General features: G+C 39.5%; 16 protein-coding genes. 4 read left to right on the forward strand and 12 right to left on the reverse strand.

Going from position 1 to position 16,602, the window contains the following annotated elements; all coding sequences use genetic code 11:
- Positions 1 to 3 precede the first annotated feature (3 nt).
- From ACZ1GV_RS00210 to ACZ1GV_RS00230, 5 genes are all read right to left on the reverse strand, one after another.
- Positions 4 to 672: an alpha/beta fold hydrolase gene (locus ACZ1GV_RS00210; protein WP_472674718.1), complete on the reverse strand. Its 669-nt coding sequence runs from the start codon at positions 670 to 672 to the stop codon at positions 4 to 6.
- Positions 673 to 787: 115 nt separating this feature from the next.
- Positions 788 to 1,294 carry a hypothetical protein gene (locus ACZ1GV_RS00215; RefSeq protein ID WP_472674719.1) on the reverse strand — a complete coding sequence of 169 codons (507 nt, stop codon included), beginning with the start codon at positions 1,292 to 1,294 and terminating at the stop codon, positions 788 to 790.
- Between the two features lie 100 nt (positions 1,295 to 1,394).
- The gene (locus ACZ1GV_RS00220; RefSeq protein WP_472674720.1) at positions 1,395 to 2,921 is read right to left on the reverse strand and encodes a winged helix-turn-helix domain-containing protein; all 1,527 of its coding nucleotides are present in this window, start codon (positions 2,919 to 2,921) and stop codon (positions 1,395 to 1,397) included.
- 502 nt (positions 2,922 to 3,423) lie between these two features.
- Positions 3,424 to 5,256, reverse strand: coding sequence for a glutamine--fructose-6-phosphate transaminase (isomerizing) (gene glmS / locus ACZ1GV_RS00225; RefSeq protein WP_472674721.1), 1,833 nt, complete (start codon positions 5,254 to 5,256; stop codon positions 3,424 to 3,426).
- Positions 5,257 to 5,266: 10 nt separating this feature from the next.
- Positions 5,267 to 6,028 carry a DeoR/GlpR family DNA-binding transcription regulator gene (locus ACZ1GV_RS00230; RefSeq protein ID WP_472674722.1) on the reverse strand — a complete coding sequence of 254 codons (762 nt, stop codon included), beginning with the start codon at positions 6,026 to 6,028 and terminating at the stop codon, positions 5,267 to 5,269.
- A gap of 223 nt (positions 6,029 to 6,251) precedes the next feature.
- On the opposite strand from ACZ1GV_RS00230, the gene ACZ1GV_RS00235 reads away from it, so the two are divergent.
- On the forward strand, positions 6,252 to 6,953 hold the full coding sequence (locus ACZ1GV_RS00235; protein ID WP_472674723.1) for a DNA alkylation repair protein: 702 nt from the start codon (positions 6,252 to 6,254) through the stop codon (positions 6,951 to 6,953).
- 1 nt (position 6,954) lies between these two features.
- On the opposite strand, the gene ACZ1GV_RS00240 is transcribed toward ACZ1GV_RS00235, so the two are convergent.
- The gene (locus ACZ1GV_RS00240; RefSeq protein WP_472674724.1) at positions 6,955 to 7,206 is read right to left on the reverse strand and encodes a hypothetical protein; all 252 of its coding nucleotides are present in this window, start codon (positions 7,204 to 7,206) and stop codon (positions 6,955 to 6,957) included.
- Between the two features lie 219 nt (positions 7,207 to 7,425).
- Here ACZ1GV_RS00240 and ACZ1GV_RS00245 point away from each other — a divergent pair, with 219 nt between their 5' ends.
- From ACZ1GV_RS00245 to ACZ1GV_RS00255, 3 genes are all read left to right on the forward strand, one after another.
- Positions 7,426 to 8,271: an alpha/beta fold hydrolase gene (locus tag ACZ1GV_RS00245; RefSeq protein ID WP_472674725.1), complete on the forward strand. Its 846-nt coding sequence runs from the start codon at positions 7,426 to 7,428 to the stop codon at positions 8,269 to 8,271.
- Positions 8,272 to 8,356: 85 nt separating this feature from the next.
- Entirely contained in the window at positions 8,357 to 9,013 is a 657-nt protein-coding gene (locus tag ACZ1GV_RS00250) for a DsbA family oxidoreductase (protein WP_472674726.1), read from the forward strand.
- An 11-nt stretch (positions 9,014 to 9,024) separates the two neighbouring features.
- Positions 9,025 to 9,531 (forward strand): DUF3087 domain-containing protein, encoded by a 507-nt coding sequence (locus ACZ1GV_RS00255; RefSeq protein ID WP_472674727.1) that lies wholly within the window; start codon positions 9,025 to 9,027, stop codon positions 9,529 to 9,531.
- On the opposite strand, the gene ACZ1GV_RS00260 is transcribed toward ACZ1GV_RS00255, so the two are convergent.
- The 6 genes from ACZ1GV_RS00260 to ACZ1GV_RS00285 form a co-directional block, all read right to left on the reverse strand.
- Positions 9,504 to 10,307, reverse strand: a complete 804-nt coding sequence (locus ACZ1GV_RS00260; protein WP_472674728.1) for a class I SAM-dependent methyltransferase — start codon at positions 10,305 to 10,307, stop codon at positions 9,504 to 9,506. The genes ACZ1GV_RS00255 and ACZ1GV_RS00260 overlap by 28 nt on opposite strands.
- Positions 10,308 to 10,387: 80 nt before the next feature.
- A complete protein-coding gene (gene cydB / locus ACZ1GV_RS00265) occupies positions 10,388 to 11,386 on the reverse strand; it encodes a cytochrome d ubiquinol oxidase subunit II (protein WP_472674729.1) in 999 nt (332 codons plus the stop codon).
- Entirely contained in the window at positions 11,379 to 12,746 is a 1,368-nt protein-coding gene (locus tag ACZ1GV_RS00270; RefSeq protein WP_472674730.1) for a cytochrome ubiquinol oxidase subunit I, read from the reverse strand. The genes cydB and ACZ1GV_RS00270 overlap by 8 nt, the downstream gene beginning before the upstream one ends.
- A gap of 47 nt (positions 12,747 to 12,793) precedes the next feature.
- On the reverse strand, positions 12,794 to 13,348 hold the full coding sequence (locus ACZ1GV_RS00275; protein WP_472674731.1) for a GbsR/MarR family transcriptional regulator: 555 nt from the start codon (positions 13,346 to 13,348) through the stop codon (positions 12,794 to 12,796).
- A gap of 208 nt (positions 13,349 to 13,556) precedes the next feature.
- Entirely contained in the window at positions 13,557 to 14,918 is a 1,362-nt protein-coding gene (gene glmU, locus ACZ1GV_RS00280; protein ID WP_472674732.1) for a bifunctional UDP-N-acetylglucosamine diphosphorylase/glucosamine-1-phosphate N-acetyltransferase GlmU, read from the reverse strand.
- Between the two features lie 135 nt (positions 14,919 to 15,053).
- Positions 15,054 to 16,580, reverse strand: a complete 1,527-nt coding sequence (locus ACZ1GV_RS00285) for a protein adenylyltransferase SelO (RefSeq protein WP_472674733.1) — start codon at positions 16,578 to 16,580, stop codon at positions 15,054 to 15,056.
- Positions 16,581 to 16,602: the final 22 nt, after the last annotated feature.

The raw sequence follows: 16,602 nt of genomic DNA on the forward strand, positions 1-16,602 counted from the left end.
TGTCTAGTGTTTCAGGGGAAGATCACCTGTTCTATTATTAATATTTTCAATATTAGTTGGAGTACCATTCCAATTTGCTAACTCTTCTTCCATTTGATTGCGTGTTTCAGCAGTGTATTTATCATTTTCTGGATCCCATTTATTAATATGACTTTTAAATTGCCCGTATAGTGAAGGATCCACAAGTAAAACAGCAGCTACTTTTTCGGGATAAAGGTGATTGAATAGTTTAATGGGGTAAGCACCATAAGAATGTCCAACCATCACAAAAGGTGGATTAATACCTGCTTTTTGTAGTAACAGATTTTGATGTTCAACAATAGTACCAACGTCATAATGGCCTATCGATTTACCGCTTTTCCCTAAATTTGCTCTGTCATAAATGCATAGTGTATTTTTTAGTTGCATAGTCTTTATTAATTCTCGCCACCCGTCTTTTTCAACAGTGCCACCAAAACCAGAATTAATAATAATTGCCGGGGAGCCTTGCCCATAGCATTCGATATATAAGTTAACTTTTTTAATTTGAAAAGACGTTGCAATGCTTGGCTTGATGTGCTGTTTACCGTAAACATTAAAAACTGTTGCCAATATAAAAATAAAATATCCCGCTCTTTTAATCATTCCTTTTCCTTTATCCCTTTTTTTATTTATTTGTGAACCTATTTGCATATTAACTCGTTTGTGCCCCAAAAATAGTTTAGGCGTGTGACTCAAAAGAGCACACTACGACTATTTGCTATTTTTGAAAACAATCAAGATTCTTTGCACAAGTAACTCAGTCGAGCTATTTAACAAACGTAATTGAGTAGTTTATGGATGAAATTTTCCAGCCTTCAAGGGTCTTTACTAATTGCCAGGTTTCGCTACCCCAGTTTTTCATTTTGTTACCTTTAAAATACTTATAATTAAAGTACACGCTGGCTACATTTTCATCAGTATGGATTTTTATATTACTGAACTTTTCTCTTGAGCTTTCTTTACTCGATACAATACGGTCGATCATATCTGTTGGCATCACAGTCCAAGTTTTTGTTGCAACAAAGCTTTTATTGTTTTGTTTATTTATTTTGTTCACAGCTGCGCGCCGAGTCACCATACTTTCTTCTGACACTACTCCAATAATGGGTTTAGAAGGGTCTAGAAAAAGTCTTAAAAAGCTTGGTTTATCTTTATTTTGAATAGATTCTTTAAACGCATCAATGACCATATTTATCGATTGATGATTCATTTGGCTGGCAGAGCACAACCCTGAAAAGAAGAGTAAAAGTGATGAACAAATTAAAAGTCTCATAATTATCCTTATGTTTTAAATTTGAAGACTCGCTTGTACATCACAACATGGTTTTAAGAATACTAAAGGTTTCTATAATTTTCTAAAGTCACTGTTTTTATTAATTAAAAGTCGACTCTTTAGTTTTTGTATAAAAAGCTAATTGTGACTTTAACTCTCTCCGCTTGGCTATCTCAATTGCCTGGTCGATAGCAAAATGAAACTTACGTGGCTGATTACGCATTTTTGCAACCTTGGCTAAATTGGCCCAGGATTGAGACTCACCAATAGGGCAACGTAAAACCTTATGATACGCCTTTTCTTCGGTATATAATTGTTCTACCAACGCATAGTCCTTTGTATTTATTGCTAGGGCCGCTTGAACGTTTTTGATTTGTGCCATTAATAACCAGTCATTGTTGTTTTGGGCTGATATTAGTGCTTTTTTAGCTGAATTAGACGCAGAGGCATCATCATAAGTAACATAAGCGGTAAGGGCCTCTAGATAGAGAAGTCTGGTTATTTCATTTGAATCATTGAGGTTTATCGCAAGTGGCAATATGTCTTTTATTTGTTTTTTTGCTAGTTCAAATTGCTTTAGTCTCAATAGAGTTTCTATCAATATTCGTTGTGCAGTCAGGTTATTTGGGTTGGTTAACACTATGCTCTCTAGGATTGACTTCGCTAACCTAAAGTCGTCCCTACTGCGAGCTTCAATGGCTGTACCAAGCATTTCATTGTTGAAGTCTTTTTGATAGGCATTTTGCAGTATTTCCACGTCGGTACCCAATTGGCTCGCAATCAACTGACTAAAATCATCAACTAAAGGCTGTATAGCCCTGCTCGATATAACACCTTTCTTCAGACTATTGCGATAATGAAATGAATAAACCAATTGGTAATCGTGTGGCGTGCCCATCAGTTTAGAAAATACAATGAGCTCAGCACCAGAGACTCTAAATATCCTATTAATATCAATTGCTTGAATGTCATCTTTTTGAACCTTTGCGCGCTCCAAAACTTTCAAAACATAATCTGTTTGTAACACAGCGTTCTGTTGAGAGTTGGGTAATTGTTGAATAAGCTGGTCCATCATGCCAAGGCGAATCCAATTGTGATCATTGCCATCGATGTGATTTTGGATTGGCAAAATTACAATGGAACCTTGTAGCTCTGATTCGGCGGTATTTCGCTCGTTAGATTGAACATATTGTTGAAAAGTAGTAACGAGTACTGCCAAAACTAGTAGGCCAATTAGTGATAAATTGAGCTTGTTAGTCCAAAAAGTTTTATCGGCGGTATTAATTGTCTGAGTCGCTATTTTAGCAGGGTTCCTAGTCTTAGCATTCGATATTTGAACCTCATGTATCCATATATAACCTTGTTTTGGAATAGTTTTAATAACAACTGTCTGTGGAAATAATTGCCTAATTTCAGTCATAGATTGAAAGACAACTTGCTCACTTACTACAGAGTCTTTCCAGACTATGTCAAGTAGGGATTGCTTACTTATCGGTTTACCTGAGCTTTTAAGCAAAAGAATAAGCATTTGGCAGGTTTTTGGGCGGATATTGAGGCTTGCTCCTGAGGCTTCAACAATAGTTAATGATTGCTCGCAAATACGATGGTTTAAAGTTTGGTAAATCAAAGGGCAGTCTTTCCATAGAACATTTTTTCTAACCTAACATGCTGAATTAAAAGCAACAACTTGTCGAACTAATGTTTTCTGTTTGTTCAGTGCGGTTAAGTCGAAAATATATGTTCTTAATATCACTACAAGTATGATAGATATTTACACAATTAAAAAATGTTCTTGTGTGAATGTCTGCTTCAGGTCCATCACAGATCTATCTCCCGTTCTTCTTGGGCGGCTGCTGTACGTACAGAGCTGTCGTTTGAGTTGTAACATATCAACTTCCGTATCTGGCACAAATCGGCCATTCACTGTCAGATTTGATTTAATTCTGTTATTCGAGTTAAGACTTATTCACTTTAATTTATAAAGAAAAAGGGCTCAATGAGCCCTTTAAATTTGTTTGCATCTTTAATTAGATGTTTGCAACTTTATGCAGAATCTACAACAACTGTTGCGCACATTAAACTCAGTTTCGAACATTATTTAACGTGCACAGCTGCACAGCTAGGCTAAGTTATTCAACGGTAACTGATTTTGCTAGGTTACGTGGTTGGTCAACGTCTGTGCCTTTAATAATTGCAACGTAGTAGCTTAGTAATTGCAAAGGAAGTGTATATACAATTGGTGCAATCAACTCGTCAACGTGTGGTACTTCAAGTACACGCATTGTTTCGTCGCTCTTGAATTTTGCGTCTTTATCAGCGAATACATACAAGATGCCGCCACGAGCACGAACTTCTTCAACGTTCGATTTAAGCTTTTCAAGTAGTTCATTGTTTGGTGCAACAACAATAATTGGCATTTCTGCATCAATTAACGCTAAAGGACCGTGTTTAAGTTCACCAGCCGCATAAGCTTCAGCGTGAATGTAAGAAATCTCTTTAAGCTTTAATGCACCTTCCATCGCAATTGGATATTGCTCGCCACGACCTAAGAATAAGCTGTGGTGCTTGTCAGCAAATTCTTTTGCTAACTCTTCGATGCCATCAGACATTAACAAGGTTTCTTCTAACTTAGCAGGTAGGCTAGCTAGTGCTGAAACTAATTGTTTTTGTAATTCAGCTGACATGCCTTTTTGCTTACCTAACGCAGCAGTAAGCATAAGAAGCGCAACTAACTGAGTAGTAAATGCTTTTGTTGAAGCTACACCAATTTCAGCACCGGCGTTGGTCATAACCGCTAGGTCAGATTCACGAACTAATGAAGAACCAGGTACGTTACAAACTGACAAGCTGGCTTTGTAGCCAATTTCTTTTGCTAAACGTAATGCCGCTAATGTATCTGCGGTTTCACCTGATTGTGAAATTGTTACGATAAGTGAGTTTTTAGGCACGTATGACTTTCTGTAACGGAATTCAGATGCAATCTCAACATTACAGCTTACGTTTGCTAAAGACTCTAACCAGTAACGAGCAACCATGCCTGAGTGGTAAGACGTACCACAGGCAATGATTTGAACGTGGTCGATGCCTTTTAATATTTCAGCGGCATTTTCACCTAAATACTTTTCGATAACCGTTTCGTCGTTAATACGATTTTTTAAAGTATTACGAACCGCAATTGGCTGCTCATGAATTTCTTTTAACATGTAGTGACGGTATTCACCTTTGTCACCGGCATCGTGGGTAATGTCAGACTCTGTAATTTCACGCTCAACTGGGTTGCCGTTTGTATCAAAAATGCTAATGCGATCACGAGTGATTTCAGCTACATCACCTTCTTCTAAGAAGATAAAACGACGCGTTACAGGAAGAAGCGCTAACTGGTCAGAGGCAACAAAGTTTTCGCCAATACCAACACCAATAACAAGCGGAGAGCCAGAACGAGCAACAACAATAGTATCTGGGTTTGACGGCTCCATGATAACGGTACCGTAAGCGCCTTCTAACTGTTTAACCGAGGTTTGAACAGCCGCTAAAAGAGAAGCTGCTGATTGGCGGTTTTCGTTTACTAAGTGAGCAATTACTTCGGTGTCAGTATCAGAAGTAAAAGTATAACCTTTTGCTTTAAGTGACTCACGTAGCGTTTCGTGGTTTTCGATAATGCCGTTGTGAACTAAGGCAATTTTTTCTTGTGACATATGTGGGTGTGCATTTTTTTGAGTAACACCACCGTGAGTTGCCCAGCGAGTGTGAGCAATACCAGTTACACCGTTAACACCAGACTGCGCAACCGCATCAGCCAAGGCTTGTACTTTACCTACTTCACGTTCACGCATTAACGTGCCGTCAGTTTCTAGTAACGCAACACCAGCAGAGTCATAACCACGGTATTCAAGACGCTTAAGGCCTTCTAATAAAATATTTACAATATGACGCTCAGCTACGCCACCAACAATTCCGCACATAATTTAATCCTTAAACTTTAATTACTTGGACATTGTGAGCGGTAATTTTTCGCTCACTGTCAATATTAATGTCAGCATCGGTCACTAGAATATCTATGTGTTCCCATGCTAATTCTAAATTGGGTATCTTTCGGTCTAACTTTTCAGACTCGGCCATAACAATAACTTGCTGCGATACATTGGCCATGGTTCTACTTAGGTTTGTTAGCTCATTAAACGTAGTGGTACCACGCTCAACGTCTAAACCTGAAGCGCCTAAAAACGCTTGGTCAAAATTATAGGCGCGTAACATGTTTTCAGCGAATTGACCTTGCAATGAATGAGACTGAGCATCCCACGTACCACCGGTCATTAATAAGGTGGGTTCGTTTTCTAATTCTAGAATTCGATTGGCAACGGAAATTGAATTGGTCATTACCACTAAACCGCGAACGGTTTGAGCATGTTCCAATAAAGCAGAGGTTGTACTGCCACTATCAATAACTATTCGGTTATGATCTTTAATTAGCGCTGCCGCCGCTTTACCTATCGCTTGTTTCGTTTTCGAAACTTCAGTGTTTGTTAGCTCTGAAGACTCAGTAGGCAATGCCACTGCACCGCCATATTTACGTAACAATAAGCCATTGGCTTCAAGTGCTGATAAGTCTTTGCGAATAGTCACTTCAGACGTATTGAACTCATCTTTTAACTGTTCAACGGACACTTCTTGAAAGGCTATTACCTTATCAACAATTGCACGACGACGGGATTGAGTGTTACGTTTTTGAACCATTTTCTTCCGACTTAAGTTTCGAACCGAAAGTATTATAGTTAAAACGTAACAAAAATAAAGCACATTAGTGTCTTTGTTGCGTTTATATGAGTCATACCGCTAATATTGAATAAGGCAGATGTAATATTAAGAACATTCTAATTAGTTGTTACAAAGTTTCTGAACTAGATAGTTTTTTTCTGTCAGTATTTGAAGTGAATAAACAGGAAAAGACAAAAGGTCAATGATGAATAAAGCGCAAGTATTTGAGTTACTAGAGCAGAATCAAAACCCGCGAGGTATAGAGAATTGGCAAAAGTTAACTGAAACAGGTGGTTTAACAAGCTTTGGTATTGGATTAACGGTACAGCGTAAACTAGCCAAACAAATTGGTAAAAACCGTCCTTTGGCGCATGAACTGTGGGCGACGGATAATTATGACGCTAAGGTACTTGGGCTGTTAATTGACGATCCAAAACAAGTCACCGTAGAGCAAGCAGAACAACAAGTTGAAGAGCTTAATAGTGGCATGTTGCGTCATGTTTTTTCATCATGCGACGCGACGCTCGCTAAATCTCCGGTAGCGTTTGAAGTAGCAAAATCGTGGCTTAATAGTGATGATGAAGTTCGACGCAGTTGTGCCTACGGATTGATTTACGAATTGTCCAAGAAAAAAGCCAAGGCCTATACCGATGAGTTTTTCTTGTCTGTGATCAGTAATATAAATAAGAATGCAGACAAAGAGTCAAAACGTGTTCAGTTGGCGATGGGTGGCGCGTTAATGGGCATCGGCAAGCGAAACGCAGAGCTTAATCGTGCAGCGTTAGACGTTGCTGAACGCATTGGTCCAATAGACTTTAATGAAGATGGCCAGAAGTGTGACCCATTTGATGTTGTAAAACATCTCACTAGTGATTATCTAAAGAAAAAGTTAGGTATTGCTTAAGTTATTTAAACCAGACCTTTCCACCAATAAACTTAAGAGCAGGCGTGCCCCTCACCAAGGTGTCACGTGCAAACACGGTATTGCACTGCGGGCAGGTACAACTTTCGTTTGTATAATCCTTTGTTATCCTCTCTTTAAAGCACTTTATCAAAGCACCTTTACCACCTTTTTTATACTTAAAAAGGACTTGCTGACATTGTTTACAGTAAATAGTCACCGACTTGTCTGGCGCCTTAGAATTCGGTTTTGCCAATATTCACCTTCACTAATTAAATCCTACGTCAATCGGACAATATAGCACTCTGCGACTTCACAAAGAATTTTATTTAACGAAAATAACCAAAATTTGGTCATAAAAATCAATTACATAAAGTGGAAACTTTAGCGACCAGTTTTAAGTTATTGTTTTTCAAAGTTTTATTTTTGGCATGTTTTATGATTAATGTCGGATTAAAAACAACAAGGAAAATTCATGAAAAACATAACATTACAAATCTTTACAAGTGCTATTTTCTTTTTCGCATCGTCAACGTTTGCGTTAGAAGGAGTAATTAAAGACTCTTTCATTCAAGTGGGAGACACGAACTATGAAGTAAAAATTTCTAGTCCGGAAAGTAAAAGAACGGAACATTTAAAGACCATTATTTTTGAGTCCGGATTTGGCACTGGATTAGATACATGGCAGCCCCTAATTGAATCACTATCACCAGAATACCGAACAATAACATACTCCCGAATAGGCACAGGAAAAACAAAATCTGCTGATATTAAACTTACAATAAGTGAGCATGTACAGCAGTTACACCTGTTAATTGAAGCACTTAAAATAGATACACCAATCACATTAGTAGGTCACTCGTATGGTGGTATAGTTGCAACAGAATTTGCTCGGAACTACCCTGCATCTACAAGTGCATTAGTATTAATAGACCCTTCTGTTATTTCACAAAGAACAATTTTTAAATCAATAGCGTCACAGCGGATACAGCAAGACGACTTAATGTTAAAAAAGTATATGCCAACTCATTTAGTGGGCGACTACGAGGTGTTACTTAAACAAATGGACAGCCAACCAAACGTTGTAACACCTCTGCCGGCTAATATACCTACAGCACTTCTTACGTCTACCAAGGTAAGTAATGAACCCTTCGTTTTCGAAGAAACAAAACAAGGTAAGTTGGCGTGGTTAAATATTCATATCGACTTATTTAAATCGGTTACACAAGGAGTGCACTACCGAGTTAACAATGCAGGACATAACATCCATGTTGAAAAACCAGAATTAGTTATTAACGCAATAACATCATTAATTAACTAGTTTTAGGCGGTCTGAGTTTGGTTTGTTAAAGTTGCCCATATATAAGCAGGATAATTGAGCGAAGAACCTATAATGGCGGTGTGTGATGAGCAGTAAAATCAAGTTAGATATAATTTCAGATGTTGTGTGCCCATGGTGCGTGATTGGTTATAAACACCTAAACGCAGCGATTACCGAGCTAGGTATTCAAGATAAGGTGGAAATTGAATGGCAGCCATTTGAGTTAAATCCCGATATGCCTGCTGAAGGTGAGGAATTAACGGCACATATCATGCGAAAATATGGCTCATCAAAAGAAGATAGCGATAAAGCCAGAGATAACTTAAAGAACTTAGGGGCAAAATACGACTTTGACTTTAATTACTTTGAGGGCATGAAAATAGTTAATACGTTTAGCGCGCATGTTCTTTTAGACTTAGCACACCAGCTTGGTAAGCAAACTGAATTAAAATTGCGCCTGTTCACGGCTTGCTTTACGGAGCAAAAAGATGTGTCTAACGTTGATGTATTGTTAAATGAAGCTGAAGTTGTGGGGATTGATCGCGAGCAAGCCAAAGCAGCATTAGCAAACGATGAAATTCATCAACGAGTGCGTGAACTTGAAGCTCAGTGGCGACAAATGGGGGTTTCTGGGGTGCCAACCGTTGTGTTTAACCGCACTAGCGGATTAACAGGCGCTCAACCTCAAGAAACGTTTAAGCAGGTGTTGTTGGAATTGCTGGCTGAGTCAGAGATAAAGTAAGAGTTTAGACAATGAAATTTGAAACAATCGATAAACAGGTATATCGCAAACGCCTCAATATACTCATTGCAATTGGCGTTGTTAGTTTGATGGTATTGTCATTGGGTATTTCACAATCGGTGATTTACTTTTTTACTGACCGCGAAGGAAGTCATTTCTGGATAAATCTAATGGGCGTTGTGGTTGCGATGATCATTATCGGTAGCCTATTAAGTAAATTTAAAACTCACCCTTTTATGCGAGAAATCTATTATGTCTGGCAACTCAAGCAGCAAATAAATTATATTTACCGCAAAAGCAAAAAGATTGATGCTGCGCTGGAAGAAAATGATGTCGATGCACTCACCATTATGAGTTTTTATTATAAAGCCTGTACGCAACTTTATAATTTAGATGACAATACCATCACCATGAGTTCACTCACGAAAAAATCGAATGAACTGCAAGATAAGATAGACAATCTAAATATCGAAGTGTCAGCAGACAACTATCAACCGTATTTGCTACACAGATTTTGATGATGCATTAACCAAGCCTCATGGTATTGCACTTGTGCTTTATGTATACGTGTATTTTGGTGTACCGCCCAATCGTCATTAGTGGCGAACGGGCCTTTTCGACATAGTTTACAACATGAATCAGCAGTAAAATTAAAAGGACTTAACCGCTCAAGCACTGGGTGATTTATCCGGTCGGAATATACATACACATCACTCGCTTCATGTTTTACGCACTTGTCTCGATCAACATTTCTAACCATGTAATTTTTAAACATTGATAGCTGAAATGGTTCACTACCTAGGTAATAGTACTGGGTATTAATTGTTAAACTGGTTTCAATGTGCCAATGGCTGTATGGCTTTACAGACTTCGTAGTGATGTAACATAGTCGTTCGCCATCTGGTTTTAATAACAAATCAAAACTGTGTTTTAAAAAATGAAAAAGCAGATCTCGATTGACTAGATTTGAGCTTTTGTCACGTTGCTTTTGATATTGCGCATAACTGCGATGTGTCGGCACCAATGGATGATTAAAAATGACGATGTCCGCCTCGTGCTCAGCTAAAGCGTTTACGCTTTGTAAATTGGTAACATCAATGCCATGCTGAACAGTTACTCCAGCATTTCGCAAGTCGTCTAGCGCATTTTGAGCATACTTACCCCGCAACACATCTTCAGTATCGTACGTGCTCGCCATAAGATTTTCAGGCTCAACGTGTGCTAAAAGCGCACGAGAGAAACTTAAGTCGCCATCGCCAATCGTGATTACACGGCAGTTTTTAGGTAAGTACATGAGTCTCTAATTATTAAAAATTTTCTGGAAAAAACGTTGCCACAGTTTAACAAAAGCAATATTTGGTATAAATGCAGAGCCTAATAATATCTTAGTTCCTGAACCTTACCCCAAAATACTCGATATGAATAAACGGTGTAAGCTAAAATTGTTGGAACAACGATGACAGCCCCATACAGTAAAAAGTTTAGTGATTCTTTCGCCGCAACAGCCTGCCAAATGGTTAATTCGTTGGGCACAATATATGGATAAAAACTATAACCAAGACCGATAAAACTAAGAGTAAAAATCAAGGCGGCTAAAATAAAAGGGAAACCAGCTGCAAAGGTTGGCTTAGATTCTAACTTAGCCAATGCTTTATAACAAAAGGCGAACAACACGGCACAAACTAACGGAATGGGTAACAAAAAGAAGCCAACGGGCCAGCTAAACCATTTTGTATACACCACTGGGTTTAAGATTAAGTTGGCAATAGACACTAATACTGTGCCTAAAAAAGCAATCAACAAAGATGCGCGAGCTATTTTAATAGACCAGGCTTGCAAACCATCTTCTGTTTTCATTACTAACCAAGTAGCACCAATAAAGCAATAAGCAGCGCAAACGCCAAAGCCACTTAACAGCGCAAAGGCAATGCTAAATCCGTCGGTTGCAAAACCCGTTACATAAGCGCCTAACATATAACCTTGCGTGAAAGACGCTAACCAAGAACCAAGCTTAAATGCGACATTCCAAACCGGCTTATGGCTAAATTTTGTTTTGGCTCTAAAATCAAAGGCCACACCTCTTAGAATGAGTCCTAATAAAAGCAATGTGGCGGGGATGTATAGCTCTTTCAAAATATGACTATGAGCTTCAGGAAAAGCAATGAGTAATAAGCCAACAGCTAACACTAACCAAGTTTCATTCGCGTCCCAAAATGGACCTATGCTGGCAATCATAGTGTCGGCATGTTTATCATTGTCTAGTGGTAAAAGCATACCGACGCCTAAGTCGTAACCATCTAAAATGGCATAAATAAGCACAGATAGTCCCATTAAAAAAATGAATACAACGGCTAAAGAGTCTTGTTCAAGCATGAGTATCTCCAGTAAGCGCAGTTTGAATATTATTTTCTTTTGACTCGAGAGGTATCTCTTCAATTTCAACAGCACGTCTAGCCATAACAAAAATGGTGTAAAGGTATGCCAATAATAAAAAGGCATACACAACGAGATAAAGCACAAGGCTAAAAACCACATTTGTTGGTGCGATAGTGGTAACGGCCTCTTCGACGGTTAACACATTTGACACTAAATAGGGCTGACGTCCAATTTCTGTGACGTACCATCCAGCAAGTGTCGCTACCCAGCCAGAAAAGCTCATTGCGATTAATATTTTAAGTTGTATTGTTGATAAGTTTTTGTCGCGTAAGACTTTCAGTCCGCACCACCAAGCAACCAACATCATTAGTAATCCTAGACCCACCATAATTCTAAAAGCAAAGAAAACGGGCTTTACAGGAGGATGTTTACCTTCAAACTCATTTAATCCTTTAATTTCGCCATCCATATCATGAGTTAAGATAAGACTCGCTAAATTCGGGATAGCAACTTCAAAGTGGTTACTACGGGTGTTTTCGTCGGGAATGGCAAACAATAGTAAAGGTGCACCTTTTTCGGTTTCCCATACTCCTTCCATTGCTGCGACTTTTTGAGGTTGATGTTTTAATGTATTAAGCCCATGTAAATCCCCGACAAAAGCCTGTAACGGCGTTAAGATCATAGCGGCAGCTAACGCAATTTTGAGTGTAAGTCTTGGTGCCCGTTTTTTATCGCCCCGATAGATTCTATAAGCACTAATTCCTGCAATTAAGAAGCTTGCGGTTATTGCCGACGCAATTAACATGTGACTAAAGCGATAAGGAAAAGAAGGGTTAAAAATTATGGCCATCCAGTCGACTGGAAATACTACACCGTCTCTTATTTCAAAGCCTTGTGGGGTTTGCATCCAAGAGTTTAGCGACAATATCCAGAATGACGACAAAGTCGTTCCAAATGCGACAACTGCGGTAGCAATCGTATGAACCTTAGGTGGCACTCGTTTTATTCCAAATAACATGATGCCTAAAAAGGTAGCCTCTAAGAAAAAGGCGGTAAGCACTTCGTAACCTAGTAACGGCCCTGCCACATTGCCGACTTTTTCCATGAAACCGGGCCAATTGGTACCAAACTGAAAAGACATAGTGATACCACTGACTACACCGAGGGCAAATGTTAGTGCAAATACTTTTACCCAAAATCGATATGCACGCATCCAAATAGGATCTTGCGTTTGATCAAACCTGATTTTAAAAAATAACAAAAACCAACATAAGGCAATAGTTATGGTTGGAAACAGAATATGAAAACTAATATTAGCGGCAAACTGAATCCGCGATAAAATAAGTGTATCTAACATGAAATGCCTCCAAAAGCATTTGCGGGTCAAACATTATTAACAGTGCGTCATTTTGTTTTTGTATTGCTTAGTAACTTGTCTTTCATGTCGAGTACCTTGCCAACGCCTGCGCCCAGTTTCATTAAAGTTTTTAATTTGTCTGGATTCATACTTTGTAACTCACTCGCCCATAAAGTTATTGACTCTAATAGGTTGTGAATTTCCATCATTTTGTCTTGAGCGTATTGCTCTTGTTGATTGGCTGGCTCTTCAATAATGACGGAGCGAAGCAAAGATAATGTGGGGTCCATTTCACGCTTTCTGCGCTCTTCAAATACTTGAGTGGCAAGATCCCAAATGCTACCGGCCGGTTCATAATAATCTTTGCGATCGCCTGGAATATGTTTTGTTTTGATTAGACGCCAGCTTTGTAACTCTTTTATGCCCATACTGACGTTGCCACGAGATATGTTAAGAGTTTCTGATAAATCAACAGCGGTAAGAGGTTGTTCACTGACAATGAGCAATCCAACCATTTGTCCAATAGTTCGATTAAAACCCCAGCGACTGCCCATTTCACCACAGTGCATAACAAACGTTTCTATCTTTGGTGTCATTCTCATTACTTTCTCTATTGAAGTTTCAGAAATTACTGAAAGTTTAAAACTGTAATTGATTTAGATCAAGAAATGTTTTTATTTTGTTTTATGAGAATGAAAAATGCGCGTTTGTAACAAGTTGAGGGTGGTAATACAAAAAACGCCTGATTAGATCAGGCGTCTTCAACATCGGTCTATATTATCGATTACCGTAGTGGCGTTCGGTTTGAGTTTAGTCTTTAACCGGACGTTTCCAGCCTTCAATGTTGCGCTGCTTGCCACGAGCAATAGCAAGGCCGTCTTTATCAATGTTTTTAGTCACTGTTGAACCTGCGGCAACAAAACCGTTTTCCTCAATAGTGATCGGCGCAACTAATGTTGAATTTGTGCCAATAAATGCGTTGTCTTTGATGTCCGTTTTAAACTTATTCACACCGTCGTAGTTGGCTGTGATCACGCCTGCACCAATGTTAACGCCAGCGCCAATTGTAGCATCGCCTAAATATGAGAAATGATTTGCTTTAGAACCTTCGCCAAGTGATGACTTTTTCATTTCAACAAAGTTGCCCACTTTGGCTTTGTTGCCCACAACCGCACCAGGACGTAAACGAGCAAATGGACCAATTTGAGCATTTGTGCCGACTTTTGCATCATCAACTAAAGAGTTTGCTTCAATCGTTGCGCCATTTTCAATGACACAGTCTTTTAGTACACAGTTTGGACCAATGGTCACATTGTCACCAAGGACTACGGTCCCTTCAAATACAACGTTTACATCTAAAGACACATCATGACCAACGGTCACATCACCACGAATATCAATGCGAGCCGGATCGCGCATCGAAGCACCTGCTAACATTAACTGCTCTGCCGCACGACGTTGATATTCACGTTCTAAAGTCGCAAGCTGAACTCGGTTGTTTGCGCCTTCTACTTCAATACCGCTCTCTGGATGTGCGGTGTTGATGGCATAGCCAGCTTTATTTGCCATCGCTATTACATCAGTTAGATAGTATTCACCTTGCGCATTATCGCTAGACAAGTTAGCTAACCAACCTTTTAACAAATCGCCATTTACAGCCATAATGCCAGTATTTACTTCGTTAATTAGAAGCTGTTCTGGGTTGGCGTCTTTTTGTTCAACAATGCCAACTACTTTATTGTTCTCATCACGCACAATACGGCCATAACCTGTTGGGTTATCTAGTTTAACCGTTAATAGTGCAATGCCTTTTTCAGGTTTAACTGCCAATAAACGCTCTAACGTTTCGGTTTGAATTAGTGGTACGTCGCCGTACAAAATAAGAATGGTTTGGTCATCAGGCATAAATTCGTTAGCCACTTTTACCGCGTGACCTGTGCCTTTTTGTTCTGCTTGAAGTGCCCAATTTACTTTATTTGCAGCAAGCACTTCTTTTAATTGCTCACCACCATGACCATAAACCATAGTGATATTGTTTGAGTTAAGCGCCTTCGATGCATCGATAACGTGTTGCACCATAGGTTTATGGGCGACTGGATGTAAAACCTTTGGAAGGCTAGATTTCATGCGCGTGCCTTTACCGGCCGCTAAAATAACTACTGATAAGTTCATTTAATAAGTTCCTTTATTGATGCCGTCATTATACGTTTACAGCGGTTAAAATCTCAATGTTTAAGTGTCCACAATTTGCCTTTGTCCTTGATGGAACTGAAACATAAGTAGACGCTTACTTTCGTTTAATAACCTCTAACTGCTGCATGAAATGCTCAGCTCTTCGCTCCATGCTGGTGGATGTTTGGCGAACTCTTGATGTTGCGGTTGTTCATCAAAGGGTTTTTGCAATACTTCGTATAGTGTTTTTAGCGGTTGAGTATCGCCTTGTTCGGCAGCCTCAATGACTTGCTGTGCTAAGTAATTACGCAATATGTACTTCGGGTTTACCGCGTTCATTTGTAACGTGCGCTGAGATGCTGTTGTAGTCTCAAGGGATAGACGTTGTTTGTACTTATCTAGCCAAGCTTGCGCTTGTGTGCGGTTAACAAACAAATTAACAAACGGTGAGGTGTCGCTTTCTGGGGCCTGCACTTCACTTAAAGTGCGCCATGCGATGGTATAGTCAGTTCTATTTTCTGCCATTATATTTAGCAGTTCACCTAATAAAACTCGATCGTCAGCTTGTTGATTTATAAAGCCCATTTTACTGCGCATTAGGTTGGAATATTCTGCCAGTAAGTGTGGTTCGTAATTTTGCAGTTCAGTACGGAGCGTATGTTCATCAAGGATGCCAGAAAGCGAATGACCTAGAACATTTAGGTTCCAAAGTGCAACGCCCGGTTGTTCGTCAAATGCATATCGACCTGAATGATCTGAGTGATTACAGATATGTTCTGGGTTGTATTGATCTAAAAAGCCATATGGACCGAAATCAAAAGTAATGCCGAGAATCGACATGTTGTCGGTATTCATTACACCGTGACAAAACCCAAACGCCTGCCATTTAGCGACCATTTCTGCAGTACGGCGAATGACAAAACGAAACAGAGCTAAGGTTTTTTGTTCGATGCTCGGATCTGCGATTTGATTTAACTCGTTTAAGTCATCATGGGTGCGTGGCAATACATGCTCTACACAATATTCGACTAAACGCCGTTGTAAGTCTGCATCGCCATGATGAAACGCATTTTCAAAGTGACCGAACCGAATGTGGCTTGGACAAACTCGAATTAATGCCGCGCCTGGCTCTAACGTTTCACGTTGGACTTGCTCGCCTGTGGTAAAAACACCGAGCGCACGAGAGCTTGGAATCCCCATGTGATACAGCGCTTCCGATGCTAAAAATTCGCGAATGCTACTACGTACTACGGCACGTCCATCGCCAAACCTGGAGTAAGGCGTTTGCCCAGCTCCCTTGACGTGTAAGTCCCATCGGCCATTGTCAGTTTGCAGTTCACCCAATAATAAACCTCGACCGTCACCTAGTTGCGGGTTGTAATGACCAAACTGATGACCTGTATATTTTTGTGCTAAAGGTTGCGCGCCGGGTAGGTTTGTTTGCCCAGCAAACCAAGCTAACATGTCTTTAGAATGCCAAACCTCTGAACTAGTGGCGTTTTCTTCATTGTGGTTCTGTAATAAGTCAGCGACGTGTTCGCTGGTTATTAACCAAGCGGGTGTTTCGAAACGAGCGGGCGTTACTAATTGACCAAGCTCAGGTAACCATTTGATATAAGTATTGTTAAATTTTGGGGTAAATACATTGCTTGGTTTTGACATGATTATTTGCGGGCCTTTTGAT

The sequence above is a fragment of the Psychrosphaera sp. HA2-10 genome (assembly GCF_055693745.1).